This window comes from Paenibacillus sp. 7523-1 (assembly GCF_002276415.1).
Taxonomy (GTDB): domain Bacteria; phylum Bacillota; class Bacilli; order Paenibacillales; family Paenibacillaceae; genus Paenibacillus; species Paenibacillus illinoisensis_A.
Genome location: NZ_NPBR01000004.1, coordinates 130,759 through 152,058, shown reverse-complemented (window position 1 = coordinate 152,058; position 21,300 = coordinate 130,759). Strand labels below are relative to the sequence as shown.

Sequence of the window (21,300 nt, the reverse complement as noted above, 5' to 3'; positions counted from 1 at the left end):
TCATTTTGATGAATAGGTGGTTTTTGTATGCAAATAGACTTCTTGCTCTGTTTATTGAACTACCGATGATATATAGCCAGAGACGAGCGAATCATAGTATCCTATGTCACCCGAAGTTCTGGATAACAATTGAGCACCTTGTACAAATGCGATAAGTGTCTTAGCTTGTCCCAGAGCAGAATTAGAGAACGAGAATTCGCCACTTGATTTCCCTTGTTCAAGTACATCATGGGCCCAAACCGTATTGGCTTTGAAAAACTGGTTTAATTCATCACGAATTTCAGTCGGAAACGAATTCAGTTCAGCAGCCATCATGGAGCACAAACAGAGCTTGGTGTTGTTTTCCAAAGTTTCACGATAGAGTTTGAAAAAAGATTCTAACTTCTGCTTTCCACTCGGATCTTGATCGTTTATTTGTTGAAGTTTATACATAAATTCTTTGCGGTATCGTCTCAAAACAGCCTGAACCAAGTCTTGTTTAGATGGAAAATGATAATGAATACTCGCTTTACGTATTCCAATAGCATCGGCAATGTCAGCATAGCTAAATCCATTATACCCCCGCTCTTGAACCAGGATGAGGCCTGTATCCATAATCTCCTGTAATGTATTTCTTTTAATAATCATTAACGATCTCTCCATTGTCATTTATTGAATGTACCGTTTAATGATTTCATTTGCGACTCTTTCAGCTGATTGTAGAGCGCCTTCAAGATGACCTCCTTGCTGTGATGCCATTTCGGTTCCAGCGAAAAAAATATTCTGTAACGAATCTTTTTTGTTTATTACGGGACCGTATTTTGGAAAATCGAGCAGCGGCTCTGAGTCCTTCTCTACTGCAGTGTGTATATCTGAAGACCAATCTTTGTATAGAATTGCTTTTACATGTTTAGCTGATGGGCCGAATAGATGTATCAGTTGATGCATCACAAGTTCAATGATCTGTTCTTTTTCCATACTTAAACGCATCCTAGCAGAGAGGCCAAAGAAGCCAAAAAGTGCACCTGAACCACTAGAAGGTGAGGCATCATGTATTTCCTGTAGAGGACCTACTCTACTTGAAACAAATCCGGAAAGTCCTTGATCACGCCAGAAGGGGTTATCGTAAACCGCTACAATCTTCGCTTGACCACCCATCCAGGTCGGTTTATTTATTAAATTGGATTGTACTTCAACAGGCATTTTGGGTAAGAAAGAGATATTTTGTTCAATCACCCTAGGCGGGAGAGCAATGATAACTGAACTTGTATGAAATTCCTTCTCATGCGTTTGAACTTTCACCTTGCCATTGCTCTGCTGATGAATAGCAGTAACTTTAGCATTCAAATGAATGGTTTCGGTTGGTAGTCTGGCAACTAATGCATCAATAAGTGCTTTTACTCCACCTACAAGCCGAAATGAATAATCCATCGCTCCTGCGGGCAAATCATGCTGTAATGGCGGCTCGGTTCGGGATCGTTCTACCAGCATCTTTCCTTCAGTGAATTGTTCAAATGTCTGCAAACCAAGCTCTTTGACTAAGCGGTCCATTGCATATTCATAACGTGGCCAGTACCAAGTCGGTCCCAGATCAAATGTTCCTAATGCCGGATCCCCTTCAACCGCTAAGCTCAGGACCCTTCCTCCAATGCGATCCCTCGCTTCCAAGACCATGCATGGGATTCCTTGTTCATGAAGTAAATGAGCAGCACGAAGCCCACTTAAACCTGCTCCGACGATGATTACAGACTCATCCTTGTTATACTGCATTTTCATTCGAATACCCCTTTATAATGATAGAAAAATCCAGACTACTCCATAAAGAATTAACGAAGGCGAGCAGTAACGCCGCCATCTAAAGGCATAACTACACCTGTAATCCAGGAGGCCGAGTCACTAGCCAAGAACAAAATGGCTTCAGCAACATCATTTGTTGTTCCGTTTCGTCCGATGGGATGAAATGCATTGAAACTTGGCAATACTTCGGCGACTTCTTCTTCACTCATAAAGGTGTTGTAAATTGGGGTTTCAACAACGGCTGGTGCCACTGCATTCACTCGTATATGATCCCCAGCAAATTCCACTGCCAAGTTTTTAGTCAAAGCATGTCTACCTGCCATCGCTGCTGAATATGCAGAGGATGGTGTGGATTCAACCGCACTAATGGCCCACATTGAACCGGTATTTACGATTGCTCCGCCACCTCTTTTTTTCATCTCAGGGATCACGGCTTGTGAAGGATAGAAAGTCCCTTTAATGATTGTATCCAAATATGATTGCAAATCATCTTCCGTGTGGTCCAGAAATGGGGTTGGGTTGAATTTTCCTGTGTTATTTACTAAGATGTCCACCCCGTCAAACGCTTCAACAGCTGCTTGAACCAATTTTTTCGAGGTTTCTGGCAAGCTTATATCCCCTGAGACAGCGATAACTTTTTTGCCAGATGGGTCAATTTCCAGGGCAGTCTTCGCTAAAACATCTTCACGGCGTCCATTAATGATTACATTAGCTCCTTCTTCAAAAAAACGTTGTGCAGTTGTTTTACCAATCCCTGTTCCTCCACCAGTTACAATTACCGTTTTATTCTCGAATTTCATCTTTCTGCATCTCCTTTTTTTATCTACCAGTAGGTAGTTTGAGTTTATATTTTCTGTCTTTCATATGTTTTAAAAAATAATCAGCAACAATGTAGGTTGCTGCTGATTCCCTTATCCATTAATTATTGGATAAGGTTAAGAATTTTGGTTTTGAGTACATCTCTTTGATGGATTCCAATCATTGTTTCAATCAGTTTGCCTTCCTGAAACAAAAGTAACGCTGGAATGCTCCGAATACCAAATTGCGAGGCAAGCTCAGGTTGTTCATCCACATTAACCGTAGCAATTGTAGCTTTTCCTGCTAGACCATCAGCTAATTCGTGAATGATGGGAAGCTGAACTTGGCATGGACCACACCACGCTGCCCAAAAATCGATAAGCGTAATGCCTGACTCTATTTGTTTTTGAAAGGTCTGACTATTTAATGAAACTGCACTCATAAGGAATACCTCCTATTATATATATTATTCAATCGATATTATATTCAATTGATTGATTGAATTATAGAACAGCAAAAAACTTATGTCAACATCGTTTTATATTTACTATTTATTATGAACTCTCCCCCGTCTCAAGTTTGTCGACCATTCTTAAGTAAAAAAACACGAAGGGAATTCGTTCGAGGAACACTAAACATAGCAAGGTGATTTCACATTTTTATTCAGACATACTTAAGACTGCTCGAAATCTTGTCTTTGCTGATATCATTTTTTCATATGCTTCACTTGCCCGTTCTAGAGGAAACACTTCAATGATTGGCCGTACATCAGTCAAAACGCTAAACTGGACTGCTGCTTCAATTTCTTTAGACTTTCCAGTGAATGTTCCCTTCACAGAATGAGACCCCTTTAAGAAATCCATTGCTGATAACTCTAGACGATCCCGTGATCCCGCTACAATAATCAGTTCGCCGCCCGTATCCAGGCCATGAATAAGAGAAGAAATTACGCTAGCATTTGGTGCCGTGGCAAGAATAACTTTTGCTCCACCAAGTGTTTTTAGAGCTGTGGCGGGGTCTTCTTTTTCCGAATCAATGTAAATATGTGCCCCGAGTTCTCTGGCCAAGCCTTCTTTATCCCCTCCACGGGATATTGCCACTGTTCGGTAACCAGCTTTGTTCGCATATTGGACGGCAAGATGTCCCAATCCACCAATGCCCGAAATGGCAACTACATCACCTGGACGCGCCGGACTATTTCTTAACGCACTAAATGTAGTTTCACCGGCACACAGTAAAGGAGCCGCCTCTTCAGAAGAGACTTCGTCGGGTATAGAAACGAGCGCATCTTCATATGCGATCATGAACTCTGCGTACCCACCGTCGATGGTCAATCCTGTCACTTGATCGTGTCCACCATGATACCCCAAGCCTACACGCTGCCCAATCTCCCACTTTGTCGATCCATTACCTCGCTCATCAACTATACCAACGACTTCGTGGCCAGGAATTCGCGGATACGCTGGAGCAAATCCTTTGATTGTACTTGAATCCCCGCTACAGATTCCGCATGCTTCTATTCGAAGAAGTACTTGCCCTTCTGCAGGTTCAGGTACCAAAATTTCAACCAATTTCATAGGTTCTCCTTTGGCCGGAACTTGAATTGCTCTCATTTTCTTCAATCGTTTTTCCCCCTATTTCGGTTAGTAATAGTAGTATAGAGAAATAATCAATATTATTCAATTGAAAGATTGAATAATTGATCAATTTAACTTCTCGTACTACAATTCCGAAATACAGCACCATTGTCTATATATCGAAAATGTTGATCAATATAGAGTGTTATCCTGTAAGTGATTTAGATCAGATAAAATGACCATCCAGTTTCAGCATTCTTTCCGCGAAAACCTCGTTTGCTCTGGTAGGAATATGACCTATCCGGCGAACTAAGGAAAAGTTTCGTTCAAGGTGGATATCTGGAATGGTGATTTCCTTCAACATGCCAGCGGATAACTCCCTTTTTACAACCCAGCGGGACAACATGGCGATGCCTAATCCTGAGAACACCGCTTCTTTGACGCCCTGACTGCTGTTGAACACATAAGAACGGTTTACCCGGAGTCCTGTCTGAGCCAGAAATCGATCACTAAATGATCTGGTTCCTGATCCCATTTCGCGAAGTATCCACACTTGATCTTGCAATTGTTCCAGATCCGCATTCACCGAAGCGTTAAGAGGATATCCTTCCGCTGCCACAATAATCAATTCGTCCTTCATGAATGGTGTCACGGTCAGATCTTGGGCCTCAATGTCCTCTTCAATCAAACCAAAATCCATTTTATTATCTCGAATTGCTTCCACAACTTGAGATGAATTACCGATGAATACTTCCATGGCCACTTCAGGGTATTGCCTGGCAAATGACGAAAATAGGCGAGGTAAAACATATTCTCCAATCGTAAAACTAGCTCCAATCTGCAATGAGCCACTAACATCATCCTGCAATCTGGCAATATCCAATTTCGCCGACTCATATAGATTCACCATTTCCTTGGCACGTACATATAGCAGCTCCCCAGCCTCCGTCAGTTTCACCCATTTGGGCGAACGATGCATTAACTTAACATCAAATTCCTTCTCTAATTTACGAATGTGTAAGCTAACACCGGGTTGTGATAAATGCAATAGTTCTGCCGCTCTAGAAAAATTGCGCTGTTCCACTACAGTTATATATACTTTCAAGCTTTCCACGATCATAAAGTGCATCTCCCTTGATAGTATTTAGCCTCAAATATCATTTCAATCATTATGATTTGTTATGATAAGCATTTCATTCTGGTATTTCTCTTTTCAATCATAACTAATTATAGTTACAAGTGAACAAGAAATAAAGAAATCGGACGTGATATCCATGAATTCAACTTCTGTCATGCAACAAGAGAAAAAGAATAAACAAGGGTTTGTGCTGGGAATTGGGCTTACTCTAATGCTTGCGCTTGCTGCCAAATATGCAGCCAATTTTCCTTTTCTACACATCATGGGCCAGCTTGTACTTGCCATTTTGTTTGGCATGATCTGGAGAGCGGTTAGGAAAGTACCTGATCATATGGTAAGCGGAATTTCCTTTTCAGCTAAAAAGCTTCTGCGATATGGAATCATTTTGCTTGGCATGCGGCTCAATTTGAAGGACATTCTTCATGCGGGACCCAAGGTTGTCTTGATCTCCTTCCTGAACATTACCATCACTATTTTTGTTGTGTATGGCATTGCAAAATTTTTCAACGTCGAGAAACGTTTGGGGCTATTAACTGCATGCGGAACAGCGATATGCGGAGCCGCAGCAGTTGTAGCCATTGCACCTCAGATCCAAGCCAAAGACGAAGAAGCCGCCATCGGTGCAGCTACTGTAGCGATTCTAGGAACAATTTTCACGATGGTTTACACCCTTCTATATCCATTTCTACACTTGTCTGCATCCGAATATGGCGTGTTTTCAGGTGCTACTTTACACGAAATCGCACATGTGATTGCAGCTGCAGAACCTGTGGGTCAAGATGCTGTTGACCTGGCTGTCATTGTTAAATTAACGCGTGTAGCCATGTTGGTGCCCGTCGCTATCTTGATTGGATTCTGGACGAATCGATTGGATCGATCCAAAAATTCAGGAAACAGCAAGTTGAATAAAAGAAGCCTGAAATCCCTCCCGATCCCTTGGTTTATTTTTGGATTCCTCATGATGAGTGCTCTCAATACGCTGCAGGTTATTCCTTCAGATTTGACGAATCTAATCATTCTTGCCGCTTATATGCTGATTGCTATGGCCATGGCTGGTCTGGGTCTTAGTGTAGATATAGTTACGTTTCGGCAATTGGGCCTAAAAGCTTTTGCAGCCGGCTTTATTGGCTCCATCGTTCTTTCCCTCATCGGATATGTATTTTTAAAGCTATTTAATCTTGGCTGATGGAAAAAGTATGTGCCATCTATCCCACCTTAGAACCCCATAAGTCGGACTAACCTTACTATGATAACTGAAAAAAGCCGCTAATATAGCGGCTATTCATGAAAATTCTCTTGCCTAGCAATATCAATAAAGCTTTGGCAGTTTGTCCAGTGTAATAGCATAGTCACAATGATATGCGCTGCGTAACTCATTATTGGTCGTAAACTTCTCTGTCTGCCCAAAATCACGGGACCACGTCATAAACCATAACCATGGAATACGCGATTCGGATAAGTTTCTGATGCTTGGTACGGGTCCAATCTCACCGATGGCAGCCAATTTGGGGGTGCGTGTGACGCCTATCAGTTCCTCATACTCCTCACGTAAATCGGTATGTTGATGGGCCGGGGGATACATATCCCTTGAAATGATGTCTACCACGTCATCTCCGACATAACCTTCAACTAAAGGTGAATTCCAAACCCAAATCAAATGATTCAAACCATGATCATACGTATATCGCTTATACATGATACGGTACAACTCTTTCGCAATAGCCGGACCTTGACTCCCCCACCAAAACCAGGTGCCTTCCGCTTCATGAAAGGGTCTCCACAAGATAGGGATGCGTTTATCACGAAATTCCCGGAGAATATCGGCCATATGGTCCATGTCGGACAACAAAGCTTTGTGTTCTTGGGTCCCCTCTACAATGGCTTTCCTCACATCATAATCTGTATGTTCTGTATAAAAACTTTTGTCCCGTCCACCAAGAGGAGAAAACCAATGCCATGTAAATGTAATCAGTCCTCTTTTTTTCTCCGTCCACTCCCAAGCTTTTTGTAGTGTATCCTGATTTTCAGCGACTTCCAGCAAACACTCTTCACCACTATCGTCATAATTGATATTTGGAGAATAACCGAGGAGCTCAAATCCGCATAGCGCAGGCCATTTCCCTGTTACCTGATTAACGTAGTTCAATTCTTCCTGCGCCATGGTTTGTGTATGCTGTCCTGTAATGATGCCCTTTCCTTGAATCTTGCTCAAATAGTTGAGCACTGACCGTACTTCTTCCGATGCATTAGGATTGCAAGGTATCGTTTTCATCTTTGCCTGCCTTTCTGATCATGGAAGGGTTATTGACCACTCCATAGTTTAACGCGATCTTTCACATACTGACCAAAAGCCTCTTCCATCTCTTCTACTCCTGCTTTTTCCAATTCAGCCATGTACTCATCCCAGACTTTATCGAAATTTTCCGGTTTGGCCATAACTGCCTCAGGAATTCGTTTCCAAGTGATATCCTTCATTTTGGCCATTAGAATTGTTGCCTGACTATCACTTGGCAGTGAAATATTGTATACCGCACCGGCCTTCCTTTCAGGAAACTCCTCTTCTTTCGGGAAAAGATCTCTCCAGTGCTCGACTTGGTAAGCAGCCAAGGCTTCTTTTTCAGGTCCACTATAGGTGGCTGTCAGAAGATCACTGTTCGTTTTCGTAAAGTAATTGCCTGTCGAGTCCTCAATGCCATCCCCATAATGAACCGAAAGGTTCCAATACAGTCCAAGACCGGATTCCTTCATGTAGGCACTACCTTCACGGTCCATCTTTTCTTGAACTTCCTTCGGTACAATTCTTTTTCCGTTCTCGACAACATAGTCTTGTCCCTCGATCCCCCAGTTCATCAGAATCTGACCTTCTTCTGAAGCGAGGTAATCCAAGAATTTGATGGCAGCTACCGGATCTTTGCATTCGCTGGAAATCGCTATTCCATATCCCCCATCAAAACCAGCGGACCAGAAATTTGTATCCTTATACTCATCAGACAACGTTACTGGATAATGACCATAAGTCTGGTCAAATTTGCCCGCAGCTTTCAGTGCTTGTTGAGCATCGCCATAATCCCATGCAGGGTCGATCAGACCAAGCACACGACCGGATGACACTTTAGATTTGAACTGATCCGTCTTTTGCACGAAACTTTCCTTATCCAGTAAACCGATATCATTCATATGGTTCAACCAGCGGAAGTATTCTCTCTCCTCCGAACGTCTAAAATGGTAAGTTACATCGAATGTTTCTTGGTCCACATAGTATTCACCATCATCCGGCGCGCCTGTCGTAAAGAATCCCATGTTCGTCACCTGATACATATGCCAGTCATCCGCATTAATGGTGAGTCCGATATTTTTGTTGCCGTTTTCATCTGTTGGGTGTTTAGCCAAATAGTCTGTAATTACCTTTTCATAGTCTTTTACTGTACGGATTTCGGGATATCCGGCTTCCTTCACAACACGATGCTGCAGCTGGAAACCACCGTCGGCTTTGAACTTTCGTTCTTCGATGGCAGACCAGGTTGGAATTGCATAAATGGCCTGATCCTCTAAGCTGTACTTGGCACGAACGATTTTATCGCCAAGCATTTTTTTAATGTTGGGCGCATGTTCATCAATTAAGTCAGTTAGGTCAAGGACTGCTCCTACATCCACGAGCTTGCCCAGATCAGCCTTTGCAGCTATAAGATCGGGAACTTCACCGGTGGCGGCCATGATCGATACCTTTTGCACAGGGTCTCCCACTGCGAATTCAGCATCCAATACGACGCCTGTTTTCTCTGTAATGACTTTTCCTATGCGGTCCTTCATATTGTTCCAGTTAGGACTCCCATCCTCTGAAAAGTAAGAAAGCGTAATCGGATCCGTTCCGTTTCCAGCGGCGGATTCCCCTCCACCGCTTCCACTGCAAGCTGCGAGCTGACTGAGTAACAGACCCGCTGAAAGTATGGCTGCCGTTGTTTTTCGGGTTCCCTTTTTCAAAACAAACACTCCCCATAATTCAGATTATTTAAGGTGAATAGGCCAATAACATATCGCTTGAATACTAAGTCATTGACGTTTCAGTGTCTCATTAGCTTTTAACAGCACCCAGCGTCATGCCTTTAACAAAGTACTTCTGCAAGAAAGGATAAACAATGAGAATAGGCACGGTTGCGATGATGGTAATCGCCATTTTCACAGCGTCAGGAGACACCTGCGACATCAATTGGGACATGTTTTCCCCGCGTATATTGTTAGAATTCGTAGTTGTACTCTGAAGCACTTTCATAAGCTCATACTGCAAGGTCGTCAGGGAATCATTTGACCCATTATAAAGGTACGTATCAAACCAAGAATTCCATTGCCCCACAGCAAGAAACAAGGCTACAGTTGCAAGTGCAGGCTTGGTAAGCGGGAGTATGACACGCCAGTAAATGGTGAAATCATTAGCCCCATCAAGCTTGGCTGATTCTTGCAGTGCATAAGGGATGCCATCAATAAATGAACGGATGATAAATATATTGAAGGCGCTTACGAGTCCGGGCAAAATATAAACCGCGAATGTATTAATCAGATCCAGATTCTTAATAAGGATAAAACCAGGAATCAACCCGCCGGACACATACATGGTAATCGCCAGAAATACGGAAACAAAACGTCTTCCCTGAAATTCTCTTCGAGCCAGTGTATAAGCGACCATGGATCCACTTACAAGACCCGCGAGTGTCCCTATAAGCGTTCGAAGAACCGATATTTTAAAGCCGGTGATCAACCCTTCATAACTAAAGATGAGCTTATAATTTTCCAGAGTGAATTGTCTAGGAAAAATAGATATTCCACCCCGTACGGTATCCACGGAGTCGTTGAACGAAATAGCAAGCACATTCAAAAAAGGATAAAGAGTCGCAATAGTGACAATTCCTATGAATACATAAACAAAGGTGTCGAAAATCAAGTCTTGGGGAGATTTTGCGCCAATCTTCGGTCGTTTGGGTTTGACAGAAGAAGGTGTCTGCTGGAATGCTTCCATGTCTGTTCCTCCTCTTACATAATGCTCTCGTTAGCGAATTTTTTGAAGAGGCCATTCACGACGAACAGCAAAATCACGCTAATTACCGAGTTGAAGATACTTATAGCGGTACCGAAGGAATATCTCCCCATGGATAAACCATAATTCAATGCATACAGATCCAATACTTCGGAATAATCACTGACCATGTGATTGCCAAGCAAAAATTGTTTTTCAAATCCGATTCCAACGAGATGGCCAATCGACATAATAAACAGTACGATAATGGTTGGTCTGATGCCCGGGAGTGTAATATGCCATATTTGTCTTAATCGACTGGCTCCGTCGACCCTCGCTGCCTCATACAGTTCAGGCCCAATCCCCGAAATGGCCGCCAAATAAATAATGGCATTCCAACCGGTCTCCTTCCAAACATCCGCTCCGGTCACTATTCCCCAGAACAAATTCCCCTTGGCCATGAATTGTATGGGCTGGTCTATTAAATTCAGCCCCAAGAGCAAATCGTTTATCGCGCCTCCGTCGGTTGACAGCATTTTAATGACGATTCCAGCGGCCACGACCCAAGACACAAAGTGAGGCAGGTAAGAAACCGTTTGTACGAAACGCTTCATAAACTGAACCCGCACCTCATTCAGAATCACGGCGAACAATACTGGAAACACGAATCCTGCAACCAGTCCCATAAGGCTCATGGCCAGCGTATTTCTTAGCACCAGATAGAAGTGTTCATCCTGAAAAAGTGCCTGAAAATGATCGAATCCAACCCATTTCTGATCGAAAAACCCTTTGCCCGGTCTGTAGTTTTGAAATGCCATCGTCCAACCCCATAAAGGCAAATACTGAAAAACAAACACCCAAATCACAAATGGAAATGACATCATGTACAAGTACTTTTGATTTTTGAACACTTTCCACTTTTGTGATTTTTTTTGTTGATGCATGCGAAACTTTTTCTCTTCTGTTATCGCTTTCATTTCATCCCCCCCTTTCTTCTCTCATCATAAAGCGATTACAATTTTGGTAACATATCAGAGATCCATTACAATTTCATTCAAAAATCTATACTCTTTTCAGCAAATTCATTAATATTTTCATAAAGTGATATATAAAAGTCCTCTGCAGTTAAACAAGGCAGAGGACTTTTTAGGACATTGAATAGTATTAATTAAAAAATTCTATATTTACTTGATCTTCTCAATGAGCAGCTCTTAATTTAAACCACACACTGGTGTAATCTCCTGTAAGAGGCGGGATAATCAATCCTGCTTGCATTAAACGGTCCCCATGGAATGATCCCACGTGTCCACTCTCTCCACTCACCTCATACGTATACGAATGATCCAAGCCTCTGAGCTGAAGAACATCCGTAGCAGGATTGGGCTTGGCTAACACTTGAAAATAAAATACGATCGCTTCACATCGATCTTCCGAAACAAACATCCAGGAGGTTTCATTGCCTTGAAAAGGACTTCGAAGTCTAAATAAATCACCCTTTTGTATGAGGGATCGATGTTCCTTATACATGGCCACCTGTTCCTTCACCTGGATTTTCTCAGCATCGGTGAACTGGGTCAGATCAAGTTCATAACCAAAATTCCCCGACATTGCGACGTCTCCTCTGAATTTAAGCGAGGTTTCCCGGTGGACTTGATGGTTCGGAACGGCAGAGATATGAGCGCCGATGGTACTAACGGGATACACCAGGCTTGTTCCGTATTGGATTTTCAGCCGTTCAACGGCATCCGTGTTATCACTTGTCCACGTTTGTGGCATGTAATAGAGCATTCCGGGATCAAACCGACCTCCGCCGCTGGAACAGCTCTCAAACAAAATTTGCGGAAATGCAGTAGTCAATTTATTTATAAGTTCATAGAGTCCAAGTACATACCGATGTGCAATCTCCTGTTGATTTTCGGGTAAAGCCGCTGCGGAGCAGATTTCGGTCAATGGGCGGTTCATGTCCCATTTCACGTAGGAAACAGGTACATTGGCAAAGATATCAGCCATTGCATTGTACAGATAATCGCGGACCTCCGGCCGTGAAAGGTCCAGCACCAATTGCCATCGCGCTTCGGTCCGCCTGCGGCCTTCTGCGTGCAGACACCAGTCCGGGTGTTTTCGATACAGTTCACTGTCGGGTGAGATCATTTCAGGTTCAAACCATAAACCGAATTGCAGGCCTTGACGTTCAATTCGTTCAGCCAAGTCACGCAAACCGTTAGGAAGCTTTCGACGATCTTCAACCCAGTCCCCGAGAGAGCTGTTGTCGCTGTCACGTTTGCCAAACCAACCGTCATCCAGCACCAACAGTTCAATCCCTAGTTGAGAGCCAGTTTCGGCAATGGCTTCAATCTTATCTGCGGTAAAATTAAAATAAGTAGCCTCCCAATTATTCACAAGGATCGGGCGCTCCTTATCCCTATGTACTCCGCGGCATAAACGGTTACGATAGAGTCGGTGATAGATTCGGGACATGCCTCCGATCCCTTCATTTGAATATACCAAGACAGCCTCAGGGGTTTGGAAGGATTCACCGGGAGCTAGCATCCAGCAAAAATCAAACGGATTCAACCCGATGCCCAAACGAACGACTCCAAAAGCATCGACTTCTGCTTCAGCATGAAAATTACCGCTATACACCAAATTCACTGCAAAAACTTCACCATGCTCCTCATCGGCACCCGGGCTAACCACAGCCGCAAAAGGATTGTGCTGATGACTGCTCATTCCGCGTCTACTCCCAAGGCTTGTACCTCCTGGGCCCAGCGGCCTGCGCTGAAGCTGGGCTTCTCGTGCCCAGTGTCCCGCAAGGTATAATAACTCATAATTGCTCTTACCATATAAATCGACATTGGCGCTAAGCGCACGTAAAAGTCTAACGGTACTCTGACCATTGTTCTTAAATGACGCAGATCTGGTAATAGCCCCATCCATGAAGATGCTATATTGTAGTAAAACGGTCAATCCTGAATATGCATCCTCCAATTCCAGCTCCAAGGTATCTGCTTCATCATCCGACTCCGTGTACACATAAGGCAAACCTTCAATTCCCGGTTTACCGGCTCCTGTGGAATACCCTTTGTAGCGAAGCTCTGTGATTCGGCTTCCGTCTTCAAGCTGAACTTGATAGGCAGGCGACCTGAAATCACCTGCTCCATATTGCGGATACTCCTGAGGCATAGAATCAGGTTCCTTTTTTTCCAACCTCGGTACAAGGTTCTCTAAATTCCCTTTCTCAGACAACCGTTGACCCCAGTATACCAATAATGGAAAACCGTCTACGATCTGAATAACATAACTGGTTACACGGGATTGCAGATGAAAAATATGCTGTGACTCGTCAATATAAATGGCCATACACTATTCACTCCTGTTAAACTGGTTTGTTCCTGCTCAATAATAAAATGAATGCTATTTCCATCTAGGACTGCCGTACAATCCCTTGGGAAGTTCATCCAGTGTGATCACGTTGTCATGATTGTAGACTTTTTTCAAATGTTCCTTTGTATTCGTTTTACCGTCACGCAGAACATCGCCAGTCCAGGTATTGAAATAGCTCCAATGTGCACCGTATGTCTGCAGCAGATCAGGATCGGGAATAGGCCCATTTTCGGCGAGTCCCACAAGTTTCTTATGCTTGCTCAGAAACAAGAGCTCATCGTACTTGGCAATGTTCGGGCTGTGATCACCGGGTGGATTATAAATGTCGACACTTACCATATCCACCACATCATCTCCCGGGTACCACTCCTCCTTAACAGAGTTCCAAACCCAAATGAGGTTGTTTAACTCATGCTTCTCCGTCAATCGTTCGTACATTAATCTATACAATTTTTTGGCAGGTTCAGGACCTTTGGCTCCCCACCAAAACCAGCCGCCCTCCGCTTCATGCAGCGGTCTCCAAAGTACGGGAATATGGTGTTCCTGCAGCCGCTTCAATTGAGCAGCGATCGCATCAATATCCCGGATTAAAAGCTTGTAATCTTCCGATTCCGGATGATTCAGGGCATACTCTACATCGAATGTTGTGAATTCTGTATTAAACCCCCGCCACCACTCGTGGCCTGGTTCATTGCCGCCGATTCCTTTCGGCGCATTCCAGTGCCAGCTTAAGGAGACAATGCCTCCACGCTTGTACCACTCCATCATCTTTTCTACCTCATTCGAGGTGCTTCCGTTTTCCACACGGGATGGAGAATAATCCATCAAATCACTGGAAACCAGTGCAGGGTACTTACCAGTCTGCTGGTATATCCACGTTGCGTCCTCTAGGGTTTGCTGCCCTGATATAATCTTTTTTCCGTACTGGTTGGTCATAAATTTCATTAATGCTTTGGCTTGCGGGGATGCTTTGGAGTTGCTTAAGGGATCCATCTTTGTTTTTTGCGTGGTTATGCGGGGTTCTACACGTTCAAGCTTGATATACTCAATGCCATAGTACCCCCACCCCCGTAATATTTGAATGGAGTTATTACCGCTGTTCAGAAGCACCTTTGTCATCTTTTTTTCTGCTCGAACCGTCCCTGGCTTTGGCGCACTGAGCGTCAGCTCGCCGGCTCCCGAACCATTTACTTGGATGGAAGTCGCTTTATCCCCATTTCCTTCTGGGATGTAGTATCCCAAACTTAACTCATAAAGCCCATTTTCCGGTGCTTTAACCTGGAATGTAGTGCTTCCCTTCTGAGCTGTGGCCTTTTCATCCTCTTCAAAAAAATAAGAGATATAACCTGTACCATCATAGAGATGGTCCTCCGCTTTGGCTGTTGTCTCATCGCGTTTCTTGATCCCGTACCCTTCGATTGAAGCATCTTTGAATGTGGCAATTATGGCCTGGTTTTGATCAGAAGAAGTATGGGGTTCAACAACAAATCCCGGTACCGTAATAGCTGCTTCCACCCTGGAATGAGTAAAACTCAACATGAGGATATACAGAACGAAAATGGCCGATCCAATCATAAAATACGTATTGTTTGATGTTGAATATCTAATAGGTGAACCTGATTTTCCCTTCATTTTATTGCCTCCCCTCTGTTCATGGCATTTCTGTTATCGCTTTCAAATGATTGTATTCCCTCCTTTCGTATCCACTATATTGGCACAGGGACATCCAGGACATATCATAAATCTCAGATCCTTTCATTCTAAAATTATCTATGTTTTCAGAAAACCTCATTTTATTTACATACTAATAACAGAAAACTCCCCTACTATTCGTTAATTCCATTAGTAGAGGAGTTTTGCTCATTCTTTTTTCTGATAGAAAGAAGGTGATCTTCCTTCCAGCTTTTTAAATTTACTATAAAAATAATTGACGTTTGAATATCCTACCCTTTCAGCGACTTCGTATACCTTCATATCCTGAGCCAGTAATTCCTTCGCTTTTTGGATCCGTATCCGGTCAAGATATGCGTTAAAATATTCTCCTGTATAACTTTTGAAAAGTTGACCCAAATAGGAGCTGCTGTAATTAAACAAGACGGCCAGCATTTCCAATTTTAGATTATCTCCATAGTGGCGATCTATATAATCCAGCAATCGTTTCATTTCATTATCCTTGCTGTTATAATCTGCACATTGGGCCAGCCTCTCCATGACAACTGATACTCGGTCAACGAGATCCCGCATATAACGGGAATGATATACTTCAGCAAGAAATTGGGCCGGCTCGCCTGGATAACCACTCATAGACCAGACACGTGGATGGACTTTTCGAACCGTTTCATTGGCCAGGTAGAAGAAACGGTCACGAATCTGCTTTTCCTCTGCTTGAGCAGCCACTTGCTGCCATGCTATTTCGTTTAAAAAAGAAGAGATCGCACTTGCATGTCCAACATCGACCAGGTAATGGAGCCTGAAGGCCTCTTCTTCTTTGCTGGATAGGTAAGATCCTGAATGTTGATCCGTTTCCTGTCGATAAGATTCTGGTGTTTCCTCGGTCAGGAGCCTTCCCCTATCGTAAAAGAAACTATATTCCAAAAGAGATCGTGCCGTTTTGAAAGAATGAATGATGTTATCTAGTGACCGAACAGGCTGGCCCAACGCTATGTCCATTTCGAATCGAAGCTCTCCCGATAAGAGTTGAAGGTTCTTATAGAGTTCACTCCACCCTGCTTCGCTTACAGGAGAGCTACCAAGCAGCAGGACGATGTACGGAGCGAAATATAATACGACTCCTTGACGCCCGGAAGCATAGGTTCTGCTCACCACATCCTTGAAATTCTGAATTTGTTCGCTTTCTTCTTGGTCCAGGCCAGAGAAGGCAATTAAAACAATTTGATAGGTTGTCCAGTTCACTTCAAATGAGTTTGACCATTCACTCAAAAGGGAATCATCTAACGCATGTTTACCGGTTAGTAAGGAGTAAAGTATCCATTCTGGCGTATTTGTTTGTTGTAACAGGCTTTTTTCGTGCACCTTCGAGAGCTGTTCGTGAATCTTTTGGAGAGATGCCGACAGTTCTTCCTTGTTCACCGGTTTCAACAGATAAGCATCGACGCCGAATTGAAGGGCCTGGCGTGCATACTCAAAATCAGCATAACCACTGAGAATAATAACATGACTTGGCCAGCCACGGTGGCGGATTTCCTGAAGGAGTTCAAGTCCGTCCATTCCCGGCATACGGATATCCACCAACAATACATCAGGAATCGTTTTTTCAAATATCCGAAGCGCTTCATTCCCACCAGCTGCTGTTCCAATCACTTCGAACCCCAATTCTTTCCAAGGTATTAACGTTTGCAACCCCAACCGTAGTTTGGGTTCATCATCAACAATGATCACTGAAAACATTAAGTTCGACCCTCCTTCGGTATGCAAAATGTGATACAGGTGCCTTTCTTCTCTATGCTATTGATGGTGAGCCTTGAAGCTGTACCGTAGGTGAGTTCCAATCGGTCATTTACGTTACGAAGACCAATACGATCCCCTGACTCATCGGAGCCCGTTAACTGTTTTTCTAGCCGGCTCATTTTCATGGGTGAAATACCTGCGCCATCATCGTGGATTTCGATCAAAAGCATATTCTGATCATTAAACTTAGTCCGAATAGTGATCAGCGTTGGGCCCTCTTTGCGATCTAGCCCGTGGACGATCGAATTTTCAACCAAAGGTTGAATGATCAGCGGTGGGATTTCTATCTGTTCGGTTTCCGGATCGATTTCCATACTGTATTGAAGCCGGTCTTCATATCGAAATTTTTGTAGTTCCAAGTAACAACGTACCATATTCAACTCATCCGATAACGGAATCTGACGGCTTCCGACCTCCAAACTGTTTCGGAGCAACATGCTTAGCTGCCATACGGCTTGGGCCAGCCCCTCTTCCCCGCGAAGATGAGCTTCCATTCGGATGGATTCAAGTGTATTAAACAGAAAGTGGGGATTCACCTGACTTGCCAGCATCTTGAATTTGATATCATTTTGTTTTTGTAATAATAACTGTTTCTGCTGATTGCTTTCTTCCACTTCAAACATCAGTTCACTGATCCGGTGAACCAGATCATTGAATTGCCGAGATAGTTGTCCAATCTCATCTTTTCCGTCGAGGTCTAGGTATGTATCCCAGGATACCGTGCCTACTCGGGACATATGTTTACTGAGTCGGAGCAATCTTCTTGCTATAAAGGATGCGGAGATATAAACAAGCACTATTGCAATGATTAGACATCCACCTATCACCAAAGTGGCCAAACGTATGATAGCGTTTGCATCTTGCAGAATGTCCGATACCGTAAAAACGGAAATAATGCGGAATCCATTCCAGCTGTTTTGAGGAGTTACGTTTGCGATGACCACCTTGGATTTCTTTCCATCCATGACAGCTTCGTAGCTGCCCTGGGTTTGAGACATCATGTTGCTCCCTCCGTGTACAGAAGCGAGGTTCTTACCGTAAAGATCTGGCCGATTGGCCGCAACGATATGGTTGTTGTCATCCACAATCATCGTGGAAAATGTCTCCTGAGACAGAATTGAATTCAGTAAATCAGAATTCACGTTAATAACCAAAACACTCTCATTTTTCAGATCATCCAGATTGATTTTTCGAACAAGGCTGAGGTAATGTTTTTGATCACGCTCATCCTCAATATAGCCCCAACCAGCCAGCCCCTTTTGACTTAAGGCAGACTTGAACCAATCAGACTCTTTTGTTCGGTCATCTGGCTGCATAAATTCCCAGTTATTAAGCATGGTTGGATTGTCCGTGTATAACCGTATTGACTTAATCTCTTTATACAGCCGCATATAATCTCGAATGTCCGTGTATTGACGATAGGTTTGAATAATTTCGTTATAGCTTTCATAGCTTCGGCTCACTATGGATTTCATCCGGTTATCATTGGAGAGTTGATAGGAAATATCTATGGCTACATTGATTACCTCCTCGGTTCTTTTTTGGACACGTTCTACGTTATTCGTTGCTTGCTCAAAGGCGTTCAGGATCATGACTTCCCTCAACTTGCTTGTTAGATAGATACCACTTACTAAAAGCGGGAGTACAGCCACCGTTATAAATATCAAGGACAGCTTACTTTTAAGTCTGATGTCATTTAGTCTTCGCATAAAACGCATAGCACGATCCTCTTTCCTACATTTAGTTCTCCTTTTAGCATAAAACCAAATGTACTCTTCTCTTTTTAGATAGTCAATGAAACATTTTGATGAGGTATGGTTAGCAATGAACTAACGTTCTTTTCCATTTCGGCAAAGGTACACGCTTCTTATCTACTGCATGGGACATAACGTAGTTCCCTAAAAAATCAAAAAAGCCGCTAATAATAGCGGCTTCGATGGAAGCATTTTTTTGTCCCTAGACAATAGGTCTACGAATTAATGACATGCCCTGATCTCTTTTTATACTTCTTTACCAAATACGATTTCTTTAACCTCTGCAATGGGCATATCTTCCCCAGTAAAAAGTTTATAAGCAAGTGCGCCCTGCCACAAGACCATACCGAGACCATTGATCGCTTTGGCACCAGCAGCTTCGGCCTGTGTTAATAGTTTGGTTTTGCGAGGATTATAAACCACATCTGTCACAATCAAATCTTTGCGCAATACATCGGTCATCTCATCAACGATACTTAATTCGTCTAATGGTTTCATGCCCAAGCTTGTTGCGTTTGCCAAAACAGCACTTTCAGCGATTTCTTTACGAAATGCTTCTTTATCTTCTAAAGGAAAAACGTTAGCCTTCACGCCAAAGTCTTTCATTTCGTTGTTAATATATGCTGCATTCTCTTCTGCTGCGGAGAAGAATTTGTCATTTCTTGCGAAGATGCTGATCTCTTTAATGCCGGACTGCACCAATTGTATGGCGATTGGTGTTGCAGCACCTCCAGAGCCAACTAAAGTTACTTTTTTCCCTTGTAAGTCGACTCCATGTTCTTCAAGATTTTTAACATAACCTAATCCATCCGTATTATATCCGATCAACTTGCCATTTTTGTTTACAACCGTATTGCTGGCTCGTGAGAACTTCGCAGTATCATCTAACTCGTCCAAATACTGAATGACATCCATTTTATTAGGCATGGATACATTGAATCCTGCAACGCCCATCGCTTTCATACCCTCAACTGTTTCTTTCAACTTGTCCGGTCCAACCTCAAAAGCCAAATAGGCATAATTCAAGCCACTTATTGTATAACCCACATTATGCATTTGTGGGGAAACGCTATGTCCAATTGGTGTAGCGAGTAATCCAACCAAAGTCGTTTTGGCATCTATTTTTGCAAGGTTTTTATCGTAATTATTCATTGTAAAGACTCCTTATACATTATATTTATTAACGAAACACTTTTTTGCTACGAACAAGCACATATGCTGCCAGCAATGCACTCAGAAGTGCAATAATCATATCAAGTACAAGTGTCATCGAAATACCCACCTGTCCCACCAAGAAGCTGGAGATGAAAGGAATCAATATGAAAGCAAGACTTCCTGCTATATTCACATACGACGTTGTCGTTCCTTTGTTCTTGACGAAAAATTGTGTCATCACAGTGATAGCCAATTGGAAGGTACCAGAAGTAGATAATCCCAAGATAAATGTCATAATAATAACAATTGGATACGATTGAACAAAGAACAAGCTCAGCATGGATAAGAAGGCAATCAATGGGTATAGAATCATAACAGTGATTGGTTTAACGAGCTTATCCAGTACAGCTGCAAGCAATAGAACCGACACCAATGCTCCAATACTAAAGTAACTTAGAAGCTGAACCGAAACATTTTCACTCAGTCCAATAAATTTAGACCCCAGCTCTGGAAGCCATGTTTGCCAAACCACAAACAATGAGGTGGACGTAAATCCAATCAAAATAATGGCAAGTCCTTCTCCCCAGAATTTCGGTTCTTCCTTGAAACGACTTTTTCCACCTTCACTTTCTACTTCATCTTTCGAATTGGTTTTAAAGGCTGGGAACGGCATAAAGATCAAGTAAATTCCACTGATCAAGAACAAGGCACCCAGAGCGTAAAACGACCAACCCCATGAGATATCGTTAGCAACTAGAATTGCAAGAATGAATGGCAGTAAAGTAGCTCCAATGGACATGATCGCTTTGACAAGGACCGTCGCCGAGCTGGATTTCTTAGGAAAGGATTCAATCAATGCAGGATATGTTCCTGAATCAAGTAATGAATTCGCTATCCCAGCCGTGATAGCCAATACAAACGCCACGGGGTAACTTGTCATTAAAGGAATACCCACCAAGAACAGTAAGTACAGAAAACTTCCTGTGATGATAATTGGTTTACGACCAATTTTGTCGGACAACCGGCCGGCAAAGAATAAAGCAATCAGCTTACCAATACCAATTGCAGAAACAAGCAAGCTGATCTTTTCAACTGGTCGATTGTAGTTTTCGGATAAGGCACTCATATTGGAGGCTATAATAATATTGATCATCCCGAGCATAAAATAATTCAAGTACATGCCAAGGGACGTTTTAATATATGGATTCTTCATTTCATTTCTCTCCTCTTATATTAAAAGCA

17 protein-coding genes are annotated in these 21,300 nt (G+C 42.9%); 1 reads left to right on the top strand and 16 read right to left on the bottom strand.

Going from position 1 to position 21,300, the window contains the following annotated elements:
* Positions 1 to 51 precede the first annotated feature (51 nt).
* The 6 genes from CHH60_RS02630 to CHH60_RS02605 form a co-directional block, all read right to left on the bottom strand.
* Positions 52 to 627, bottom strand: a complete 576-nt coding sequence (locus CHH60_RS02630; RefSeq protein WP_095357776.1) for a TetR/AcrR family transcriptional regulator — start codon at positions 625 to 627, stop codon at positions 52 to 54.
* 21 nt (positions 628 to 648) lie between these two features.
* On the bottom strand, positions 649 to 1,755 hold the full coding sequence (locus CHH60_RS02625) for a flavin monoamine oxidase family protein (protein WP_095357775.1): 1,107 nt from the start codon (positions 1,753 to 1,755) through the stop codon (positions 649 to 651).
* 50 nt (positions 1,756 to 1,805) lie between these two features.
* Entirely contained in the window at positions 1,806 to 2,576 is a 771-nt protein-coding gene (locus CHH60_RS02620) for an SDR family NAD(P)-dependent oxidoreductase (RefSeq protein ID WP_095357774.1), read from the bottom strand.
* A 122-nt stretch (positions 2,577 to 2,698) separates the two neighbouring features.
* The gene (gene trxA, locus CHH60_RS02615) at positions 2,699 to 3,016 is read right to left on the bottom strand and encodes a thioredoxin (RefSeq protein WP_095357773.1); all 318 of its coding nucleotides are present in this window, start codon (positions 3,014 to 3,016) and stop codon (positions 2,699 to 2,701) included.
* 217 nt (positions 3,017 to 3,233) lie between these two features.
* Positions 3,234 to 4,196 carry a zinc-binding dehydrogenase gene (locus tag CHH60_RS02610; RefSeq protein WP_176475951.1) on the bottom strand — a complete coding sequence of 321 codons (963 nt, stop codon included), beginning with the start codon at positions 4,194 to 4,196 and terminating at the stop codon, positions 3,234 to 3,236.
* Positions 4,197 to 4,377: 181 nt separating this feature from the next.
* On the bottom strand, positions 4,378 to 5,271 hold the full coding sequence (locus CHH60_RS02605; RefSeq protein WP_095357772.1) for a LysR family transcriptional regulator: 894 nt from the start codon (positions 5,269 to 5,271) through the stop codon (positions 4,378 to 4,380).
* Positions 5,272 to 5,425: 154 nt separating this feature from the next.
* On the opposite strand from CHH60_RS02605, the gene CHH60_RS02600 reads away from it, so the two are divergent.
* A complete protein-coding gene (locus CHH60_RS02600; protein WP_095357771.1) occupies positions 5,426 to 6,475 on the top strand; it encodes a YeiH family protein in 1,050 nt (349 codons plus the stop codon).
* 123 nt (positions 6,476 to 6,598) lie between these two features.
* Here the strand turns inward: CHH60_RS02600 and CHH60_RS02595 are convergent, their stop codons facing one another.
* The 10 genes from CHH60_RS02595 to CHH60_RS02550 all read right to left on the bottom strand — a co-directional run bounded on the left by CHH60_RS02595 (position 6,599) and on the right by CHH60_RS02550 (position 21,271).
* Positions 6,599 to 7,561: a glycosyl hydrolase gene (locus CHH60_RS02595; protein WP_095357770.1), complete on the bottom strand. Its 963-nt coding sequence runs from the start codon at positions 7,559 to 7,561 to the stop codon at positions 6,599 to 6,601.
* Positions 7,562 to 7,590: 29 nt separating this feature from the next.
* The gene (locus tag CHH60_RS02590) at positions 7,591 to 9,270 is read right to left on the bottom strand and encodes an ABC transporter substrate-binding protein (RefSeq protein WP_095357769.1); all 1,680 of its coding nucleotides are present in this window, start codon (positions 9,268 to 9,270) and stop codon (positions 7,591 to 7,593) included.
* A 91-nt stretch (positions 9,271 to 9,361) separates the two neighbouring features.
* The gene (locus CHH60_RS02585) at positions 9,362 to 10,300 is read right to left on the bottom strand and encodes a carbohydrate ABC transporter permease (protein WP_095357768.1); all 939 of its coding nucleotides are present in this window, start codon (positions 10,298 to 10,300) and stop codon (positions 9,362 to 9,364) included.
* Between the two features lie 14 nt (positions 10,301 to 10,314).
* Positions 10,315 to 11,274 carry an ABC transporter permease gene (locus CHH60_RS02580; protein WP_095357767.1) on the bottom strand — a complete coding sequence of 320 codons (960 nt, stop codon included), beginning with the start codon at positions 11,272 to 11,274 and terminating at the stop codon, positions 10,315 to 10,317.
* Between the two features lie 220 nt (positions 11,275 to 11,494).
* Positions 11,495 to 13,657: an alpha-galactosidase gene (locus CHH60_RS02575; RefSeq protein WP_095357766.1), complete on the bottom strand. Its 2,163-nt coding sequence runs from the start codon at positions 13,655 to 13,657 to the stop codon at positions 11,495 to 11,497.
* Between the two features lie 54 nt (positions 13,658 to 13,711).
* Positions 13,712 to 15,313, bottom strand: a complete 1,602-nt coding sequence (locus CHH60_RS02570) for a glycosyl hydrolase (RefSeq protein WP_255247792.1) — start codon at positions 15,311 to 15,313, stop codon at positions 13,712 to 13,714.
* Positions 15,314 to 15,541: 228 nt separating this feature from the next.
* A complete protein-coding gene (locus tag CHH60_RS02565) occupies positions 15,542 to 17,116 on the bottom strand; it encodes a response regulator transcription factor (protein WP_176475950.1) in 1,575 nt (524 codons plus the stop codon).
* Entirely contained in the window at positions 17,089 to 18,867 is a 1,779-nt protein-coding gene (locus CHH60_RS02560) for a sensor histidine kinase (protein ID WP_095357764.1), read from the bottom strand. The genes CHH60_RS02565 and CHH60_RS02560 overlap by 28 nt, the downstream gene beginning before the upstream one ends.
* Before the next feature lie 282 nt (positions 18,868 to 19,149).
* Entirely contained in the window at positions 19,150 to 20,055 is a 906-nt protein-coding gene (gene aroE / locus CHH60_RS02555) for a shikimate dehydrogenase (RefSeq protein ID WP_095357763.1), read from the bottom strand.
* Positions 20,056 to 20,083: 28 nt separating this feature from the next.
* Positions 20,084 to 21,271 carry an MFS transporter gene (locus CHH60_RS02550; protein ID WP_095357762.1) on the bottom strand — a complete coding sequence of 396 codons (1,188 nt, stop codon included), beginning with the start codon at positions 21,269 to 21,271 and terminating at the stop codon, positions 20,084 to 20,086.
* Between the last annotated feature and the right edge of the window lie 29 nt (positions 21,272 to 21,300).